Raw genomic sequence first — 20,627 nt, forward strand, 5'->3', positions numbered from 1 at the left:
TCAATTAAGCAAGCTGAAGGAAATACTATAAAGACTGTAATTATAAATAATAGAAATCTAATAGCTCTACCTTACACATTAAGAGCTATTGGCCATTCAGAAGGGGAAAGATGGATGTCGCTATTTAAACCAAGCTTACTGACGTTAGCAATGGTTGCTGCCAGTACAAGTATGTACGGTTTCGCAGCTGAAGCAGAAGATGCTGTTTCTGCAGATGAATCAATTGAAGTACTAAAAGTCACCGGTATTCGCCGTAGCTTGCAAGAGTCTCAATCATTGAAGATGTCTTCATCATCAATCGTTGAAGCTATCTCAGCTGAAGATATCGGTAAACTACCTGATGTCAGTATTGCTGAATCACTAGCACGTCTACCAGGTGTATCAGCCCAGCGTCTTGATGGTCGTGCAAACGTCATCTCTATCCGTGGTATGGGACCAGATTTCACAACCGCTACTCTAAACGGACGTGAACAGGCTTCTGTTAACGACAACCGCGGCGTTGAATTTGACCAATACCCTTCTGAATTATTAAATCGAGTTGTTGTATATAAAACACCTGATGCATCAGTTATGGCGCAAGCCATTGGTGGTACAGTTGATATGCAAACAATTAGCCCGCTAGCACACGGTGAGCAAACTTTTGCTATCGGCTTACGTGGCGAAATGAATGACCTTGGCGCATTGAACAGTGGTTCTGAAGACACGGGTTATCGTGGCAGCATTTCATACATTGACCAATTTGCGGATGACACTATTGGTATCGCATTAGGTTATGCCCGCATGCAGTCACCTAACCAAGAAGAGCGCTGGCAAGCATGGGGTTACCCGAAATTAGATTATGTCGATACTAACCCAGATGTACTTGGTGGTGCGAAACCATTTGTTCGTTCATCTGAACTTGAACGCGACGGTGTATTAGCTGTTTTTGAGTATGCACCCAATGATTTTTACCACACAACAGTAGACCTTTATTACTCAAAATTCACCGATGACCAACGTTTACGAGGCATCGAGATTCCGGCTCAATGGGGTGCAAACGGCGGCATTGAAGCAACTAATACTGAAGATGGTTTAGTGACTGAAGGTGTGATTCGAGGTGCTGAAGTTGTTGTTCGTAATGACGTCAACAAACGTGATGCAGAATCTTTATCTGTTGGTTGGAATAACAAGTTCTTCTTATCTGACAGCTGGTCCATTGAGGCTGATATCGCACTTTCAAAAGCTGAACGTACTGATATCGGTATGGAAAGCTACAGCGGTACAGGCCGTGGAACTGGTGTTGGCGCAGTTGATGATTTAGGTTTTGCTTACAATGGCGACGGTGGTTACAACTTTACTCACGGATTAGATTATTCAGATCCAAACGTTATTAAATTAGGTGATCCACTTGGTTGGGGTAGCCCTCTTGGCGCAAACACCCAAGATGGTTTTATCAATAAGCCAGAAATTGAAGATGAATTGAAGTCTTTCCGTTTAAGCGCTGAATATGTGTTTGACGAAGGCATAATGCGTAGCATCGAGTTTGGTGTTAACCGCACTGACCGTGACAAAACTAAGCTTGATAAAGGTTATTACTTAACCCTTAAAGGCTATGACGGAACAGATCCAAACTACGTCATGACTGTACCGGATCAATACCTACTTAGCCCAACTTCACTGGACTTCTTCGGTATGGGTGATGTGTTAAGTTATGATTCTTTAGCTTTTTATAACGACGGTAATTACACAGAAACTGACGTAGCAAATGTTGACTTATCTCGTGCAACAAACTCTTGGGGCGTTTACGAAGAAATCTCAACTGCTTATGTAATGGCAAATCTAGAAACTGAATTATTTGACTTACCATTAACGGGTAACGTTGGTTTACAAGCAGTACATAGTGATCAAAGTTCAGATGGTACAGTCGCAACCGTTGAAAACGGTGAAGTTGTTCTAACTCCACGAACAGCTGGTGATGATTATGTTGAATGGTTACCAAGCATCAACTTAGGTTTAGCCATTGCTGACGGTCAAATGCTTCGTTTTGCTGCAGCGCGTACGTTAACTCGTGCACGTATGGATAAAATGAACGCAAACGTTAACTTTAGCTACAACGAAAACCCTAATGACGGTGTGAACTGGTCAGGTAGTGCGGGTAATGTTGAATTACGTCCTTGGATGGCGCGTCAATATGACATCAGCTACGAAAACTACTTCAGTGATCAAGGTTACTTTGCAGTTGCAGTTTTCTATAAAGACCTAGAAAACTATGTATATGACCAACAGTCAGCATTTGATTTCAGTACTATTTTGCCGCAAAACCCAGGTGATAACCCTATTGGTTTAGTTACCCAGCCACAAAATGGTGATGGTGGTTATGTACAAGGTATTGAAGCATCATTCTCATTAGACTTCGGTCAATTTGCTGATGTGCTATCTGGCTTTGGTACTGTAATGAGTGGTTCGTATAACGACAGTGAAGTTAAAGAAACACCAGACAGTGATCCAACTACCCTTCCTGGTTTATCTGAAAAAACCTTCAACGCTACGGTTTACTACGAAAACTCAGGCTTTGAAGCACGTGTCAGCTCTCGCTACCGTAGTGACTTCTTAGGTGAAGTAACAGCAATTAGTTTGACTCGTCAAAACGTTAACGTTAAAGCTGAAACGGTTGTTGATGCACAAGTAGGTTATGACTTCTCTGATAGTGGTATTGATGCCTTATACGGTTTATCAGTATTGTTCCAAGTGAATAACTTAACCAATGAGCCATTCACATCTTACACAGGTGATGATGCTCGCCATGTACGTGACTACCAAAATTATGGTCGTAACTACATGCTTGGAGCGAACTACAAGTTCTAATCTCTGATTAAGAACGCGTAATGAAAATTAAGCCTCTGTAACCTGTTACAGGGGCTTTTTTACTCATAGATTTAAAATAAACAAAGGCGATTACTATGAATAACAACAATATAAAAGACATTGTAATTGTAGGCGGTGGTACATCAGGTTGGATGACTGCAGCCATGCTAGTAAGACTTTTTAAAAACCAACTTAATATCACTCTTATCGAATCAGAAGATATTGGCACGATTGGCGTCGGTGAAGCTACCATCCCTCCACTGCAAATATTTAATAGTGTGCTTGGCATTAAAGAAGCTGACTTTATCAAACAAACCCAAGCCAGTTACAAGTTAGGAATTCAATTCGAAAATTGGGGCAAGCAAAATGACAGTTACATGCATGCATTCGGAGATATCGGCAAAGACATTGGATACACCCAATTTCATCACTATTGGTTAAAGTCGAACCCGCAGGATACCATGTCTTTTTGGAACTACTCTTTAAATTATCAGGCTGCTAAAACCAATAAATTCGATATTATGAATAGTGTTGCAGGCTCTCCATTAGCTGGCATAACTCACGCGTATCATTTTGACGCCACGCTTTATGCGCAAATGCTTAGGCAATACAGCGAAAATTTATCAGTAAAACGGATAGAGGGCTTAATCACTTCAGCTCAGTTAACTGCTCAAGGTGATATTGAATCCGTATTGCTTAAAGACGGCCAAGTGATTAAAGGCGACTTATTCATAGATTGCTCAGGCTTTGCTGCATTATTGATCGAGAAACAACTTAACGTAGGTTATGAAAACTGGCAACACTGGCTACCTTGCGATAGCGCTTATGCCGTGCCATGTGAACGATCTGAACCATTAGTGCCCTTCACTCGCTCTATTGCCCACAATGCTGGTTGGCAATGGCGTATTCCACTGCAACATCGTACTGGTAATGGTTTAGTTTATAGCAGTAAACATATCTCAGATGATGAAGCTAAAACCCTGCTGCTTAAAAATTTAGACGGCAAACCGTTAGCAGAACCCCGAAAAATAAAATTTAAAACCGGACGCCGCGAAAAACAGTGGCATAAAAACTGTGTGGCTATTGGTTTATCTAGCGGATTTTTAGAGCCTCTTGAATCAACTAGCTTACATCTGGTTCAATCAGCCATCATCCGACTAACAAAGTTTTTTCCTCACAATGGCATTCAACAAACGAATATTGATGAATATAACCGTCAGTCACAACGTGAGTTTGAGCAAATCCGCGATTTTATTATTTTGCACTATCACGTAAATCAACGAACTAACTCACCTAACATACCTAACACAGCTGATTTATGGCAGCAGTGCCGTGATATGCCTATTCCTGAATCATTACAACAGAAGATAGATTTATTCAGTGCAACAGGCACTGTCACCCGCTATCAAGATGAGTTATTTACCGAGGCGGCATGGATACAAGTTTTGTTAGGGCAAGGTATTACACCTTTGGATTATAACCCGTTAGCCAATGGTATAAGTCAGCCTGATCTCAACGAGTTTTTGTCTAACGTCGAACAAATCATTGCTAGAGCTGTTGATAAAATGCCTAGTCACGATGAATTCATCAAACGCTTATAAATATAAATAAAAACTAAAAACTAAGAACAAACTTTACTGAAGAAAAGGTTTATAACATGACTCGTCAGCCACATACATTTGCCTACTCATTGCTTGTTAGCTTGATGTTTTCTGCACCGGCATTTTCACAAATTATTAATTTAACTGTTGAGCCTGAATCATGGTGGGCAGACATGGAAAATAGCCAACTTCAATTGTTGGTTTATGGCGAAAATATCAGTCAATTGCAAATTAAACTTGAGCAATCTCAAGGCGTAAAACTTACACAAGTTCATCAATCAAGCAGTCAAAACCATTTATTTATCGATCTAGATTTAAAACATGCAGAGCCGCAAACACTGCAATTTGGACTTTATGACAATGATAAATTTGTCCAAAGTATTAATTACCCCATCCAAGCAAGAGCCACTGGTTCTCGAGAGCGACAAGGTTTTAGTAATAAAGATGTTATTTACCTCATTACCCCTGACCGATTTGTAAACGGTAATGCAGACAATGACAATCATCCAAGCATGTTAGAAACGGTTAATCGTTCTGATAAAGACGGTCGTCATGGCGGCGATATCATGGGGATCCGTAAAGCCTTGCCTTATTTACAAGAGCTGGGCATCACTCAATTATGGATTAACCCACTGCTTGAAAATAACCAAGCTAAGTATTCCTATCATGGTTATTCCACCACTGATTTTTACAAAATTGATCCACGATTTGGTAGTAACGAAGAATACAAATCCTTAGTAGAAGAAGCGCAACAATTTGGCATTGGTGTTATTAAAGATGTGATTGTTAATCACATGGGATCTGGTCATCGATGGATGGCAGATTTTCCTACTTCAAGCTGGATAAATGGTCAAAAAGAGTGGCAGCAGAATCCAAAAGACATCATGTATACCAGTCATCGCAGAACCACAGTGCAAGGCCCTTATGCGATGGAAAATGATAGAGCTGAATTTGAAAATGGCTGGTTCACTGACACCATGCCTGACATGAACCAAAAAGATGAGTTCATGGCTAACTATCTCATCCAGAATAGTATTTGGTGGGTTGAGTATGCGGGGATAAGTGGTATTCGTGAAGACACCTATTCTTATGCCGATAAAACGTTTCTAACTCGCTGGTCTAAAGCCATTATGGATGAGTATCCGAATTTTAATATCGTTGGTGAAGAGTGGACAGATAACCCAATTACCGTCAGTTACTGGCAAGCTGGTAAACAAAATGCCGACGGATATGTATCACATACTCCAAGCATGATGGACTTTCCTTTATATGAAGTGATTATTTCAAGCCTAACTGAAAATGAAGATTGGGGCAGCGGCCTTATAAACTTGTACGAAATGCTTGCTAACGATGTGGTCTATGCAAAACCAACGGATTTAGTGTTATTTGAAGGCAACCATGATACCAACCGACTATTCAGCTTGATGCAGGATGATATGGCTCTTTATAAAATGGTCATGGTATATGTAATGACCAGTAACCGCATACCTCAAATGTTTTATGGTACAGAAGTGTTAATGGAAAGCCCGACTAAAGATCGTAACGATGGACTTGTCCGAAGTGACTTTCCTGGGGGATGGGAAAACGATGAGGTTAATGTATTCACTCAGCAAAACTTAAGCCCCGCTCAAATCGATGCTTTAACGTTTAACAAAACCTTGCTGAACTTCCGTAAAAGCTCCCTTGCGCTACAACAAGGTAAATTATCTCACTACGTGCCAAAAGATGGGGTATATGTTCAAGCTAGAAGCTATCAAAAAGATGGTCAATCAGAAAATGCCATGATCATATATAACAAAAATGATAACCCGATAGAGTTAGACCTATCTCGCTTTAACGCTGTGATTAAAGATAACAAAACCGGTACCAATATCTTTAACCAACATTCGTATTCATTAGATAAGCCGCTCACTTTAAAAGAAAAAGGTGTCATTATCTTAAGCTTAAACTAATCGAACTTAGCCAACTGTAGTGACGCTATTTATACGATTCAGCATATAAAAACAAAATTAACATCAGTCAAAAGAGACAGATATGCAATTAAAACCGACAACGATTTCAAGTTTGCCAGTATTGAGTCTTACACTTTCCTTATCACTCATCCTTAGTGGCTGTTCAGGACAGAGTAGTAACAATACATCAACCGTGATGGCGCTTAAAAATGACCAAATAGTCAAAGAAGACACGTCAAATACGTTAAGCAGTGCAACCCCATTACAAGGTAAACCTGTTGTATACCAAGTATTCACCCGTCTTTACGGAAATACCAATACCACCAATAAACCTTGGGGCACAATAGATGAAAATGGTGTTGGTAAGTTTAGCGATTTTACTGATACTGCACTGCAAGATATTAAATCATTAGGGACAACCCACCTTTGGTACACTGGGATCCCGCACCATGCGTTAATCAATGACTATACTAATATTGGAATTAGCAATGATGATCCAGATGTAGTTAAAGGCCGCGCGGGCTCACCTTATGCCGTTAAAGATTATTACAACGTCAATCCAGATCTAGCCGATAACCCACAGCAGCGCTTAGCCGAATTTGAAGCATTAATTGCACGAACTCATCAAAACGGAATGCAAGTCATCATTGATATTGTGCCAAACCACGTGGCGCGCAATTACGTTTCACTAGAGCAGCAGAGTGAACTCCCTAGCAATCGTCAGTTTGGCCAGCAGGATAACACCCAAGTTGAATACGCTAAAAATAATAACTTTTATTATGTTGTTGGTGAAAGTTTCAGCGTGCCAGATGCTAGCAATAACTATCAACCATTAGGTGGCGAGCAACATCCATTATCGGATGGGAAATTTACTGAAATCCCAGCAAAATGGACTGGAAATGGTTCTCGGTTAGCTAAACCTGATGCAAATGACTGGTATGAAACGGTCAAAGTAAATTATGGAGTAAAGCCAGATGGCAGCCATGACTTCCCTACTCTACCTGCTAATTATGCGGAAAAGTCATCAGCTGAGCATTATGCTTTTTGGCAATCGACAGATGCCACCGACATTCCAGATTCTTGGATAAAATTTAAAGACATCACCGAGTTCTGGCTAGCCAAAGGTGTTGATGGATTTCGTTATGATATGGCTGAAATGGTGCCAGTAGAGTTTTGGAGTTATCTCAACAGCAACATTAAACATCACAACACAAATGCTTTCTTATTAGCTGAGGTATATAACCCCAGTCTTTATCGTGATTACATTCACTTAGGAAAAATGGATTACCTCTACGATAAAGTCGATTTATACGACACTTTAAAAGATATTATTCATGGTGAAGAGTCCACCGCTCAAATTGCAGTAGACCAAGCAAAAGTGATGGATATTGAAGAGCATATGCTGCACTTTCTTGAAAACCACGATGAACAGCGTATCAACACACAAGATTTTGCAGGCAGTCCAGAGGCCGCGCTACCAGCGATGGTGATTTCAACTACTATTAGTCGATCACCAACCTTACTGTATTTTGGCCAAGATGTCGGTGAGCAAGGCGCTGAAAATGCAGGCTTTGGACAGCCAACTAGAACCAGTATCTTCGATTATGTCGGCGTACCAGCTCATCAACGTTGGATGAACAACGGCAAATTTGACGGCGGCCAGTCTAGTGAGCAAGAAAAGTCCTTACGTCATTATTATCAAACCTTAATGAACTTAAGCCATACAGCACCAGCGCTGAGCGGTCAGTACTTTGAGCTTGATACGAGTAATCGTACTGCTGATAACACTATCGATAAGGCTACTGCTACTACTGATATTAATTCAGACTTAAATAACTATAACGATAAAACATTTGCTTTTAGCCGCTACAATGAAAAACAATTTTTGATTGTTATCAGTAATTTTAGCCAAAGTGATACCACCTCATTCACATTGACTTTACCGTCTGAGTTGGTCAACACGGCCAATTTAACTCAAGGTCAGCATGACGTCAGTAATTTACTCCAACCTCAACAGCAACAGTCTCATCAACTCAATGTTGCACAAGGACTTGGAGAGATAAAAGTAACACTAAAGCCATTAGAGTCTCAGATATTGGCGATTGATTTATAATCACGATAACTTATTAAACACTAATGAAAAAGCCAGATAACTTGATGTTATCTGGCTTTAATTTTATGCCCTGCAAATGATTAACTGTCTGACTATTTATACAATTCAACAGGCTTAATAGTCAGCTGATAATCATGTTGCAACTGCGCGAGCAATAACTCGCTTAATTGCGCAGCTGCACTGTACAAGCCTGTTTGGCTATGTTCATTGACTAAAGTCAGAAAACGCCCGCACCAAGGCAATAAGTGCCTTTGCAGTAATGTTGCCGCTCTATCGGTTTCAGGATGTTCACATAAAGATTCATTAAAGTCGTTGATGCTAGAGTTCTCTTCAGCTTCATCAAGCTCCATACAATGAATTAATGCCACCAGCATCAAGCTAAAATGATCAACAGGCTCATTTTGACTTAATGTGAAATTGAGCTGATATTTTTTACAGAATTCCATAAACGCTAACGTGGTTAAATCAAACAAACGGTTTTGTTTATTCAGATATACTGAGCCCCACGGATAAGCCAGTTTTCCTTTAGGACGAATAAATAACATATTAAAATCTTGTTTTAATTCAGCTAAAGAGTGCTCTGTGGCATGACTTTTAATGTCATTTAGCAACTTTGAAACTGGATCTTGCAAATTAGTACCATTTGTTATGAATAATGATGTATCCAGTTCAGAGATCGTTTTCTTTAAATCCTCATCGGGATTTCTATAAAAAATTTCAGCTAAAAGATTAAACATTAACGCCATAGATTTAACGTTGTCAGCATTAGTCATGTCATTTCCTTATTAATTAATTACCTTCATACTATTTCAGGTTATTATTAATGTCTGTGATACATTCCAATTAATATAAAACAATTTTTACGATTTATTTAAGACAGTGACTTAGATCATTAATCCATTAATAAATAAGTCGTATTATTAAATTATTGCTATTGAACATGATAGGTAGATTTATGTTAGTAATGAGTTTCAAAGAGAGATGGCGTGCTGCTGAACTCGCTAGCGCCATTGAAAAAAGCCTACAAAATGAATCAGTTTGGCTTGAATCATCAAACCCTGCCAAATCGATTGATGCAATATGTAGGAAGCTATCAAGCCTTGTTATTTCTGATTTTAGACGTGTCGAAACACTGCCTAAACGCTTAACTGAAGCAGAGCTATTATCAGCTTTCTTCTCTGGATTCAGCGTTATAATCAATGCCAGCATCAATCAAAAATCAATTACTAAAACAGATTATTCAATTATTGCATTAGCGAGAGGATTTGCTTTAGATATTGATTTATCACATAACCAAGATTTATTAGATCATGCAAGTTCAGTTATTCAAGTTGGTAATAACTGGGATAAACATATTAGAGAGTTAAATCAACGTAGAAATACGCGGTTCACAGTGTAATTCTAGTAATAAAGTATTAGATATAGAAATGACACTATGAAACTTTAATTTAGACAAGTGTTATATTGGTAACAGTTATATAGATAACAGATATATCAACAAATAAAAATAGCCAGCAAAAGCTGGCTTTTTTATGTAAAGAAAAAATAAAGCCTGAAGAAGTATTCCTCAGGCTTAAATTTAACGAATTATAACTTTAGTAAGTTAATATTTTATGAATCGAAATTATAATATTAATTACGTAGTTTAATGAATACCGTTGAAGGGCCTGTACCTAAATCCTGATGACCGTCGCCCGATAAGCTGGCTCCAGGTAAAGCAAGAGCTTCACTTTGATCCATTACATCCAGCACTTGAACAGGACACCCTTGAACACAATACGGTTTTTCACCCTCTGCTAGTCGGTCTTTACACATATCACACTTAGATAAAATACCGCGGTTAGGGTCAACTTTAGGCGCGCCGTAAGGGCAAGCAAATTTACATGCTCCACAGCCAATGCACATAGTATCATCAATATATACGATACCATCTGCACGTTGCACCATTGCCCCTTCAGGACACTTCTCAACACAAACCGGATCAGCACAATGATGACAAGATTGGCTTAAAAATACAGCTACCTGTCTGCCTTGGCTATTGGTTTTTTCGCCTTGACTAGTATCGCGTAAAGTAATGAATTCATTTAAATCTTTACCCGCTTGGCAGGCAACGGTACATGCTTCACAACCTACACAGTTTTCTTGACGAAATACAAAACATTTTTGTTCAGTCATTTGTTTATTCCTTAATGAATTGGGTTACGCCAATGCGATATCAACACGAGTTGAGTGGAAAGTTGAACCATGGTTCATGTCGGTTAACTCACTGTTAGTCAGCTGATTAATCGCTGTACCACTCCCATTTTCATTAAGCTTCTTCCAAGCATTTTTCCAAGCGAAGATAGTGCCAGCTGGCGTCATCGGCTCTACTCTTGCAGTATATTGAATCGTCACATCACGTTGGCCATAGCGACTGGCAACGAGTTTAACTTGGTCGCCATCACTGATCCCTTTACGCATTGCATCATCTGGATGTATGTAAACGGTATGCTGTGGGAAAGTACCTTCGATATATTTAACGTTCGCCCATTGCGAATTACTCAATTTGGGATGAGCAGGTGAAAGTAAACGGAATTCACGCGCTTTCTCTTCGTCTGTCATGCCTTTAGTTGCAAATTCATCTGACTCAGGTGTGCCGGTATCAATGACTGGATTGAATTTTTCAGGATCAAAGTATGTTCCACTAGTATCTTTAAATTCAATTTTTCCGCTTGGTGTTGGGAAGTCATAATTTTTCCGATATGGGTAATCAACCACTGGGCTGTCCCAATTCTGGACACATAACTCATCGTAACTAATGTTACCTTTCCAAGTGCCACGTAAAATATCATCAATACTTTCGTTAAACTCAGGGTCGCTGTAACCCATAGCTTTAGCCAAATCTTGGAAAATAATCGTATCAGGCTTTGATTGATATAGCGGACTAATAGCTTGAGTACTGTGCTTAGCATAGTAACAATGATAACTATCAATCATGTTGGCTTGCTCAATGTAGCTTGAAGTTGGCAATAGGTAATCAACGTAATCCATTGTATCGGTTTGGAATAAATCGATACCGACTAAGAATAAATCATCACGCATTAAGCCGATTTCAATTAAGTCAGCGTCAGGTGCAATCGCAATTGGGTTACTTGAATATACAATCATCGCTTTGATTGGGTCACACGGCTCATCATAAGCCAATGGCCCTACTTGACCATCTTCATGTTGGTAGTCTTCTGGCAATAATGATTTACCAATTTCACTGATGTTCACTGTATCTCTTACAGCGCCTTCAGGTGCTAAGTGATTACCACTACAGTAACTCCAGTCAAACATGCCACCAGCTTGGGTGTTTAGATAAACCACACCAGCACCAACTTTACCTATGTTACCGGTCAGTGCCGCTAAAGTTGGAATTGCTTTAACCATTCGGCCGCCATTCAGCGTACGTTGTAGGCCATAGCCAATACGGATCATCGCACATTCAGCCTCAGCATACGCTCTAGCAAACGACTGGTATTCAGATTTAGAAACACCGGTATCTACTTCGATTTGCTCATGGGTAAATTCTTCTAAACGTGCTAATAACGCATCATAATCTTGGGTATGTGCGTCAATAAATGAAGTGTCATGAAGGCCTTCTTCGATTAATACTTTAGCAATCCCCACTACCAAGGTGGCATCAGTACCTGGTGTTGGTTGTAGCCAAATATCAGCTTGAGAAGCTAGCGGTGTTCTAGCAGGGTTAACTACTAAAATTTTAGCGCCTTTATCACGGGCTTCATTAATAAACTTAAGATGATGAATATTGGTTGCTTGTTCATTGGTACCCCAAGAAACAAAACACTTAGTATTTACATAGTCTTCAGGACTTGGGCCTGAAAACTCACCTAAAATTGAACTCATGCCTGAATAGCCAGCACTGGCACAAATATTACGCTGTAAGTTACGACCGCCAATTTTATTGAAAAAACGATTTGAACCTGAGCTTGCACTAATACCGCTATAACCTGAATAGAAATAAGGCACGATTGCGTTACCAGTGTAAGTCTCGATCACTGCGTTTAACTTAGCAGCAATTTCACTGTTAGCTTCTTCCCAAGTAATCGGCTCAAATGTCGCCCCAGGGCCACGTGGACCAACACGTCTCATCGGCTGCTGAATACGTTCTGGACTATATATTGACTCTAAATATGCATGACCTTTAACACAAGGAGTACCAGCAGTAACTGGGTGTGACGGGTCCCCTGTTATAGAAACGGCGACGCCGTCTTTTGTTGAAACTAACAGGCTACATCTATCACCGCAGTTTCGAGGACAAGTTGTGTGAAATACACCGTCTGGTTCAGGTGTTGGTGGTTCAGTTACTGGCGGTTCAGTCTTGTCATCATCACTACTTGAACACCCCATAATACTCGCAGAAAATGCAAATGCGCTGCTGCCTTTTAAAAAGCTACGTCTATTCATCACCATGGATTTTTCCCTTTTGTTATTTAAGAGAAACCATAGCAAATCAAACTTTTACCATGTAGAAATTTAAGCAATAAAATCTAATCCTGTCATACATTTAGCTACAACTTAAGCGTTGTCACAATTGCTGCTTTTGCAAATCACATTTGTCAGAAACGATTCTAGCCATTGCCGCAATAACACATAAATAACCACTTAAATTAGATTTCGTAACAGGTGTAATATCACTGGCATTAACTCTCACTCGCCTAACAAAATACGCTTGATACAACTATTAGTTTTTTTCATTTTTGCAGTATTGCAGTATTGCTAGATATGCATTTTTTAAAATTTATAGAATAAACTAAATTACATTGTGGTTATTTAGCTGAATACGTATGCAACAAATTGCAGCTAAATTATTAACAGCTCTACTATGGGTTAAGGAAAACCAATAATAAAAATGGAGCTATAATGTCACTCGCGTTAAATACCTTCCGCTACTCAAAACCGCCCTTAGGAATATTGACACTCTCAACACTATCGATTGGGGTTGCCTTCGCGTTATTTGCTACACATAACAGCGTCGTGGCAAAAACGGTCACTGTGAGTTCTCCTGATAAGCAAATTATTGTCAGCTTAACTGACGATGGAGATAGACCTGAATACAAGGTGAGCTTTAATGGCCAAGATGCAGTATTAAACTCGCGTTTAGGCTTGGTAATTGAAACTTTGGGGGAGTTTGGCAGTGGTTTTGATATTACAACATCCAAGATTAATTCATCTGAGTCTCGCTGGCAGCAGCCTTGGGGCGAACGGGAATGGATAGATGATAAGCATAACAAGCTAACAACTTCATTCTCTAACGGTAAATATACCTTCACAGTCGAATTCAAAACTTTTGATGATGGTATCGGTTTTCGATATACAGTCCCAACTCAACAGTCTCTTGCCACTGAAACTTCATTAAATATCACTAATGAATTAACAGAATTTACTGTCCCTGACTCACATAATGCCACTGCTTGGTGGATCCCCGGTCGTGGCTGGAATCGTTATGAATACTTATATAACACCACCAGCGTAAATAAAGTGGATCGAGCCCATACCCCGTTTACCTATAAGCTTAAATCTGGCCTTCATTTAAGCATTCATGAAGCAGCTCTAACTGACTACGCCGCTATGGTGCTTGATCAACGACGAGATGGCACACTAAAAGCGGATTTAACACCATGGTCAGACGGCACGCTAGTAAAAACTAAACCTGGCTTTTCAACGCCATGGCGTACTATTCAAATCGCTCAAAAAGCCACAGGACTGTTAAATTCAGATTTGATCTTAAATTTAAATGAGCCAAATAAGCTGGGTGATGTGTCTTGGGTGCAACCAGGCAAATACGTGGGTATTTGGTGGGGAATGCATTTAAATGAGAACACGTGGGGCTCAGGAGAGAAACATGGCGCAACCACCAGTGAAACCAAACGTTATATGGATTTTGCCGCCAAATATGGATTTGATGGCGTATTAGTTGAAGGTTGGAACTTAGGTTGGGATGGCAGCTGGTTCCATAATGGTGACGTATTTAGCTTTACTGAATCTTACGATGATTTTGATATTGATGCAGTGAGCCAACATGGCGCCAGTAAAAATGTTCGTTTAATCGGCCATCATGAAACTTCTGGCTCTGTAACCAATTATCGCAACCAAATGAGTGATGCTTATGATTTATATAAAAAGCATGGCGTGACACAAATTAAAACTGGATACGTCGCTGACGGTGGTGATATTAAACACGTCGATGAAAATGGCATTACACGACATGAATGGCACGACGGCCAATTCATGGTCAATGAATACCTTCATAGCATCACTGAAGCTGCTAAACGCGGCATAAGTATCAATACTCATGAACCTATTAAAGATACTGGTTTACGTCGTACCTACCCTAACTGGATTGCAAGAGAAGGTGCGCGAGGACAAGAGTTCAACGCTTGGGGCACTCCGCCAAATAACCCAGAACATACCGCTATTTTGCCTTATACCCGTATGTTATCAGGTCCAATGGATTTCACTCCGGGCATTTTTGACCTTGCACCTAAAGGGTTAGATGAGGTTAATCGAGTGCAAACCACCCTCACTAAACAGTTAGCATTGTATGTTGTTCTATATAGCCCTATACAAATGGCGGCAGACTTACCGCGAAATTACGTTCAGCGTTTAGATGCATTTCAGTTTATACAAGATGTTCCAACTGATTGGAGTGAGAGTATCGCCGTTGCTGGTGAAATTGGAGACTTTGTTGCTTTTGCCCGTAAAGACCGTACTTCAGAAGATTGGTATTTAGGTGCTCTGACTGATGAAAATGCTCGTAAGCTAGATATTAAATTAGATTTCTTATCTGCAGATAAACAATACCAAGCACAAATATATCGTGACGGTGACAAAGCTAACTGGGAGACGAATCCTTATGACTATGTCATTGAAACTAAGACAGTCACAGCGAAAGACACTCTAGGTTTATCCCTAGCAACCAGTGGTGGTACAGCTATCCGCTTTAAAGCAATCTAGTAACAAACTAGATTTAAAAACTCAGTTCTCCCCCCAAAAGCCTGATGTGCAATGTCTTCATTGCCTTCAGGTTTTTCTTCATTTACATTAGGGTCTGTTGATCTTTCAAGGTTGTTTTTGCAGCGAATTGTTGGCCATTTATACAAGGCAGAGACTTTGTGGTGTAGTTTTTTCTACATAAAAAATCGATAACGCAGTAAAAATAGCCAACAAACGCTGCCCAAAGGGGTCGACTAAAAGTGTTTTACTCTTTGTTGGATGAATTTTGCTTAGATGACTAGGCATCAATCCATCCGCCTCAATTAAAACACTTTTATCTCGAACAAAATTTAACCAGCAAAGAACAACAGGCCCTAACTTAGCTAAAATAATAAAACCTAAAGTGAGCCTTCAAAATTCGATACTCCAACCACAGCTCTGTTACAAATTTGATCGCATTTAGTTGTGCAAAAATGATGAATACGTATGTAATTAGTTGTGCCAAATTCCGCCGCAAGGCTAATATAAAACCTGCTAAATTTCTTCCTCTGCTTGTGGGGATGGAATGGGCTAGGTCGTTACTGACGCATCACCTTCATCGGATTGCGTCAGGTTTTGAGTACCTTTCTTACCTTCATTATCAACCGAAGTTAAGAATACGAGGTCTTTGGCGAATACCCGTCTAAGGGAGATGAGTATTCGCCATTTTTTTAACTTTCGATTTAACCAAGTCGAAATGGGAACCTGGCAAAGTTAACTAACAAGAATAACCAGTACGATAGATCAGTAAAAAACAGTAACAATAAGAATTCAGCCATGATGCTGAACGACCATTTAAAATGGAACTTAAAGGAAGATACATGTCTGCCGAGAATAATAACCAGCCTCAGGCTTCAGCTCCGGTACAGCGTCGTCAACAACCAGAATTAAACTTTTGGCAAATTTTCAATATGTGCTTTGGATTTTTGGGGATCCAATTCGGATTCGCGCTTCAAAATGCTAACGTCAGTCGTATTTTTCAAACCTTAGGTGCCGAAATAGATGAAATTCCAATCCTGTGGATTGCTGCGCCTTTAACTGGACTGATTGTTCAACCCATTATTGGTTATCTAAGTGATAACACTTGGAATGGTCTTGGACGTCGTCGCCCTTATTTTTTAATTGGTGCAATCTGTACTACCCTCGCCTTGTTCATCATGCCTCACTCTCCTGTACTTTGGGTCGCTGCTGGCATGCTGTGGATTATGGACGCATCGATCAACATTGCCATGGAGCCATTTCGCGCTTTTGTCGGTGACAACCTGCCTAAGAGCCAACGTACTCAAGGCTATGCAATGCAAAGCTTCTTCATTGGCGTTGGCGCAGTCGTCGCATCAGCCCTACCTTATTTATTAACCAATTACTTTGATGTCGCTAATACCGCACCAGAAGGACAAATAGCAGACTCAGTGCGCTATGCCTTTTACTTTGGTGGCGCTGTATTGTTTCTTGCCGTTGGTTGGACAATCATTACATCAAAAGAGTATTCACCAGAAGAAATCAGCGCTTTTCAAGCTCAAGATGAAGCTGAAAGTGGCAAAGAATCAAACGACGAGCAACGTTCACGCACAGCGAGTCAATACCAGTTCGCCGCTATGTTATGGATGGCGGTCGGTGCTATCACTACAGGGCTTGTTTTTGGTTTTGATTTAGATAAACAGCTGTATATTTTAACGATTGGCATTTTCGCTTTTGGTCCACTGCAATGGTATTGCTCAATGGCACTCAAAACCGTTAAGTCCAATCAAACTTCAGAACATGAATCTTTGGGCATGGTATTTAATGTAGTAGATGATCTATTTCATATGCCAAAAGCAATGCATCAACTTGCTATCGTCCAATTCTTTTCATGGTTTGCCTTGTTTGCAATGTGGATTTACACCACATCAGCGGTCACTTCATATCATTACGGCACGTCAGATGTATTAACTAAAGCCTACAATGACGGCGCTGACTGGGTTGGGATGCTATTCGCTTCATACAATGGCTTCGCTGCATTAGCTGCTATTGCCATTCCCTTTCTTGCTAAAGCTGTCGGTATTCGCTTTGCTCATACCATTAACCTGTCGTTAGGAGGCTTAGGGTTAATCAGCTTCTTCTTCATCACAGACCCAGCCTTATTATGGATACCTATGATTGGTGTCGGTATCGCTTGGGCATCTATTCTTTCAGTTCCTTACGCCATGTTATCGGGAATTTTACCGCCAAAGAAAATGGGCGTATTCATGGGTATTTTTAACTTCTTTATCGTCATTCCTCAGCTACTTGCGGCGAGTGTATTAGGTGTAATTTTAAAAACCTTGTTTGACGGTGAACCGATTTTTGCACTTATTACAGGTGGCGTATTTATGATTATTGCAGGTATCGCAGTGCTATTTGTTGAGCAACCCACTCATGATGTCTAAGCACTAATCATAATAGGACCAACCATAATTTTACAAAAATTATATTGATGAGGCATTTGCCTCATCAAAAAACAAAATTAATAAAAAAGAATTCAATTTGGGGAACGTCAGTAATGAAAACCTTGTTAAATAATAAAACCAATCTTAAAAAGTCGGTCATCGCACAAGCTGTTAATACCATCATCATTAGTGCATCAATTTTAACCCTAACTGCTTGTTCAGATACTAATTCTATTACTGAAGAAAGTGCTCAAAACCAAACTGATTCAGCAACCGTTGCCATTGCACCTGTTAACGTGGCACCTGTTAACGTAGCACCTGGCGCTCCAGGTATCGAGCCAACATGGGCTTTTTCGGGTAAAACAGGCATTGGAACTTCTTATGAGCCTTATGTTGACGGCCAATACCAAAGCAGCGCTGAAAATCCTGTCAGTAAAGTATGGTTCTCCCTTGCCCAAGGGGTGTTAACTGAAACCATGTACGGCATGATCCACAATGCCCAGCTTAAAGAAATGCAATTTATCATCACTGGCGAAGGTTTCGTTGATACTGAAAAAGAAGACACAATCAGTACTATTGAATATTTACACCAAGATGAACAAGGCCGCCCACTCTCTTTAGCTTATAAAGTCACCAACAAAGCCAAAAATGGTCAATATCAAATTGAGAAACATTTTTTCACCGATCCTAATCGTGACAGCATGATGATGAAAGTTATTTTCACTGCCTTTGCTGACGGCGTAACCCCACATCTTTATGCTAATCCGCATATTGATAACAGTGGTGCCAATGATATTGCATCGATTGAAGACCAAGCATTAGTGGCTCACACCAGCAGTGCTGATTCCTCAGTGATGACGATTAAATCAGATGTGGCTTTCACTCAAGCTAGTGTTGGATTTGTGGGTACATCAGGTGGTTTAGTCGATTTAAAAGACAATGGCAAACTGGATAACCTCTATCAAACTACCTCTAACACTGACAACAAGTCTGCAGGTAACGTTGCCCTTACCGCTCAATACCCAACACTCAATAAAGCCCAAGGAAGCAACACACTTGAAATGAATGTGGCAATAGGTTTTGGCGCTGATAAGCAAAGCAGTATGGCGAATACTGAAGCGACGCTTACTGCAGGCTACGATAAAGTATTAAGTGCTTATTTAGGTGATGATAAGCACATAGGTTGGAAAGATTATTTAGCATCTCTGCCAGCAATCAACGGTATGAGCGCTAATACTACTGATGATGGACAACTGCTTTATACCAGCGCATTGGTATTAAAAGCCCAAGAAGACAAAACCCACGCAGGTGCATTAATAGCATCTTTATCAAACCCATGGGGCGATTCAGTTTCAGCCAAAGTAGGTAGTACTGGTTATAAAGCAGTTTGGCCGCGTGACTTCTATCAATGCGCTATGGCATTTTTAGCTATGGGCGATACTGAAACCCCTAAAGTTGCCTTTGAATATTTAAAAAAGGTACAAGTCAGTCAACAAACACCTGAGTATGTGGGAACGCCCGGTTGGTTCTTACAAAAGACTCATGTTGATGGTGAAATCGAATGGGTTGGCGTGCAGTTAGATCAAACAGCAATGCCAATCATGCTAGGTTGGAAATTATGGCAAGCTAACGTATTAACTGACGCTGAAATTACCCAGTGGTATCAAGAGATGCTGAAACCTGCAGCTGACTTCTTAGTGACTGGCGGCAAAGTAAAACTCGATTGGAACGAGACTGAAATCACTCCACCTAATACTCAACAAGAGCGCTGGGAAGAGCAAGCAGGTTTCTCCCCTTCTACCACTGCCGCCGTGATAGCAGGTCTTGTAGCAGCCAGTGATTTAGCTAAACTTGCAAAAGATGAACAAGGCGTCGAGTACTTAGCTATCGCCAAACAGCTTGAAGCCAGTTTAGAAACGACCATGGTGACAAATAACGGCGAACTAGCTAAAGATAATAAACCTTATTATGTCCGCATTAGTCCTAACGGCAACCCGAACAATAATGACAAGTTACTTGATAATAATGGTAAGCCAGGTTTAGACCAACGCACCATTTTAGATGGTGGTTTTTTAGAGTTAGTCCGTTATGGGGTTAAAGATGCCAGCGATAGCGTCATTCAAAACAGTGTCATGTTAATAGATGACACCAAACTTGAGCATAACTTACGGGTTAAATATGAATTTACCGCTAAAGATGGCAGTAAAGTGCCAGGTTATCGCCGCTACGGTAACGACGGTTACGGTGAAGATATCACTACTGGGTTAAGTTACGCTGAACAAGGCAATACTGCAGATCAACGCGGACGCGTTTGGCCTTTCTTTACTGGTGAGCGCGGCCATTACGAATTAGCACTAGCAAAATCGACTGATACGCTAACACCTGAAGTTCATCAGCAACTCATTAATACCTATGTCCAAGGGATGGAAACCTTTGCCAATGAAGGAATGATGTTGCCAGAGCAAGCTTGGGATGGTGTAGGTAACCCAACGCGCTATAACTACGAAATGGGACAAGGTACGAACTCTGCGACACCATTAGCTTGGACTCATGCCGAGTACGTTAAGTTAGTTCGCTCTATGACAGACAAAGCTGTGTGGGATTTCTACCCAGTGGTAGCAGACAAACTTAAGTAACCGTCATATAACTTTTTATTATGGTGTAACCACAAAAAGCCACTTAATCAAGTGGCTTT

At 40.3% G+C, this 20,627-nt stretch carries 11 protein-coding genes and 1 pseudogene; 8 read left to right on the forward strand and 4 right to left on the reverse strand.

Features of this window, described 5'->3' with window-relative positions:
* Nucleotides 1-114: 114 nt before the first annotated feature.
* From AC0L4E_RS09330 to AC0L4E_RS09345, 4 genes are all read left to right on the forward strand, one after another.
* Complete coding sequence (locus AC0L4E_RS09330; protein ID WP_473678972.1) at nt 115-2,844, forward strand: TonB-dependent receptor; 2,730 nt, start codon at nt 115-117, stop codon at nt 2,842-2,844.
* A 95-nt stretch (nt 2,845-2,939) separates the two neighbouring features.
* Nucleotides 2,940-4,445, forward strand: coding sequence for a tryptophan halogenase family protein (locus AC0L4E_RS09335; protein WP_473678973.1), 1,506 nt, complete (start codon nt 2,940-2,942; stop codon nt 4,443-4,445).
* 56 nt (nt 4,446-4,501) lie between these two features.
* Nucleotides 4,502-6,397: a glycoside hydrolase family 13 protein gene (locus tag AC0L4E_RS09340; RefSeq protein ID WP_473678974.1), complete on the forward strand. Its 1,896-nt coding sequence runs from the start codon at nt 4,502-4,504 to the stop codon at nt 6,395-6,397.
* A gap of 82 nt (nt 6,398-6,479) precedes the next feature.
* A complete protein-coding gene (locus tag AC0L4E_RS09345) occupies nt 6,480-8,510 on the forward strand; it encodes an alpha-amylase family protein (RefSeq protein ID WP_473678975.1) in 2,031 nt (676 codons plus the stop codon).
* A 92-nt stretch (nt 8,511-8,602) separates the two neighbouring features.
* On the opposite strand, the gene AC0L4E_RS09350 is transcribed toward AC0L4E_RS09345, so the two are convergent.
* Entirely contained in the window at nt 8,603-9,283 is a 681-nt protein-coding gene (locus tag AC0L4E_RS09350) for a TorD/DmsD family molecular chaperone (RefSeq protein ID WP_473678976.1), read from the reverse strand.
* A 182-nt stretch (nt 9,284-9,465) separates the two neighbouring features.
* On the opposite strand from AC0L4E_RS09350, the gene AC0L4E_RS09355 reads away from it, so the two are divergent.
* Nucleotides 9,466-9,909, forward strand: coding sequence for a hypothetical protein (locus AC0L4E_RS09355; RefSeq protein ID WP_473678977.1), 444 nt, complete (start codon nt 9,466-9,468; stop codon nt 9,907-9,909).
* A 233-nt stretch (nt 9,910-10,142) separates the two neighbouring features.
* Here AC0L4E_RS09355 and AC0L4E_RS09360 read toward each other — a convergent pair whose 3' ends face one another.
* Nucleotides 10,143-10,685 carry a 4Fe-4S dicluster domain-containing protein gene (locus tag AC0L4E_RS09360; RefSeq protein WP_473678978.1) on the reverse strand — a complete coding sequence of 181 codons (543 nt, stop codon included), beginning with the start codon at nt 10,683-10,685 and terminating at the stop codon, nt 10,143-10,145.
* Nucleotides 10,686-10,709: 24 nt separating this feature from the next.
* Complete coding sequence (locus AC0L4E_RS09365; protein WP_473678979.1) at nt 10,710-12,965, reverse strand: molybdopterin-containing oxidoreductase family protein; 2,256 nt, start codon at nt 12,963-12,965, stop codon at nt 10,710-10,712.
* A 450-nt stretch (nt 12,966-13,415) separates the two neighbouring features.
* Here AC0L4E_RS09365 and AC0L4E_RS09370 point away from each other — a divergent pair, with 450 nt between their 5' ends.
* Nucleotides 13,416-15,509 carry a glycoside hydrolase family 97 protein gene (locus AC0L4E_RS09370; protein WP_473678980.1) on the forward strand — a complete coding sequence of 698 codons (2,094 nt, stop codon included), beginning with the start codon at nt 13,416-13,418 and terminating at the stop codon, nt 15,507-15,509.
* A gap of 86 nt (nt 15,510-15,595) precedes the next feature.
* Here AC0L4E_RS09370 and AC0L4E_RS09375 read toward each other — a convergent pair.
* Nucleotides 15,596-15,794: pseudogene (locus tag AC0L4E_RS09375) on the reverse strand (hypothetical protein); the annotation flags it as partial.
* Nucleotides 15,795-16,348: 554 nt separating this feature from the next.
* Here AC0L4E_RS09375 and AC0L4E_RS09380 point away from each other — a divergent pair.
* Together AC0L4E_RS09380 and AC0L4E_RS09385 are read left to right on the forward strand one after the other, a co-directional pair.
* On the forward strand, nt 16,349-17,932 hold the full coding sequence (locus AC0L4E_RS09380) for an MFS transporter (protein WP_473678981.1): 1,584 nt from the start codon (nt 16,349-16,351) through the stop codon (nt 17,930-17,932).
* A gap of 113 nt (nt 17,933-18,045) precedes the next feature.
* Nucleotides 18,046-20,568 carry a glycoside hydrolase family 15 protein gene (locus tag AC0L4E_RS09385; protein WP_473678982.1) on the forward strand — a complete coding sequence of 841 codons (2,523 nt, stop codon included), beginning with the start codon at nt 18,046-18,048 and terminating at the stop codon, nt 20,566-20,568.
* The last annotated feature ends 59 nt before the right edge of the window (nt 20,569-20,627 follow it).

This window comes from Shewanella sp. GJ50-10 (assembly GCF_055808815.1).

Excerpts from the sequence above, each read along its gene's own strand:
- AC0L4E_RS09380 (WP_473678981.1), top strand. The coding sequence starts at position 16,349 with ATGTCTGCCGAGAATAATAACCAGCCTCAGGCTTCAGCTCCGGTACAG.
- AC0L4E_RS09330 (WP_473678972.1), top strand. The coding sequence starts at position 115 with ATGTCGCTATTTAAACCAAGCTTACTGACGTTAGCAATGGTTGCTGCC.
- AC0L4E_RS09365 (WP_473678979.1), bottom strand. The coding sequence starts at position 12,965 with ATGGTGATGAATAGACGTAGCTTTTTAAAAGGCAGCAGCGCATTTGCA.
- AC0L4E_RS09340 (WP_473678974.1), top strand. The coding sequence starts at position 4,502 with ATGACTCGTCAGCCACATACATTTGCCTACTCATTGCTTGTTAGCTTG.
- AC0L4E_RS09355 (WP_473678977.1), top strand. The coding sequence starts at position 9,466 with ATGTTAGTAATGAGTTTCAAAGAGAGATGGCGTGCTGCTGAACTCGCT.
- AC0L4E_RS09385 (WP_473678982.1), top strand. The coding sequence starts at position 18,046 with ATGAAAACCTTGTTAAATAATAAAACCAATCTTAAAAAGTCGGTCATC.
- AC0L4E_RS09370 (WP_473678980.1), top strand. The coding sequence starts at position 13,416 with ATGTCACTCGCGTTAAATACCTTCCGCTACTCAAAACCGCCCTTAGGA.
- AC0L4E_RS09360 (WP_473678978.1), bottom strand. The coding sequence starts at position 10,685 with ATGACTGAACAAAAATGTTTTGTATTTCGTCAAGAAAACTGTGTAGGT.
- AC0L4E_RS09345 (WP_473678975.1), top strand. The coding sequence starts at position 6,480 with ATGCAATTAAAACCGACAACGATTTCAAGTTTGCCAGTATTGAGTCTT.
- AC0L4E_RS09335 (WP_473678973.1), top strand. The coding sequence starts at position 2,940 with ATGAATAACAACAATATAAAAGACATTGTAATTGTAGGCGGTGGTACA.
- AC0L4E_RS09350 (WP_473678976.1), bottom strand. The coding sequence starts at position 9,283 with ATGACTAATGCTGACAACGTTAAATCTATGGCGTTAATGTTTAATCTT.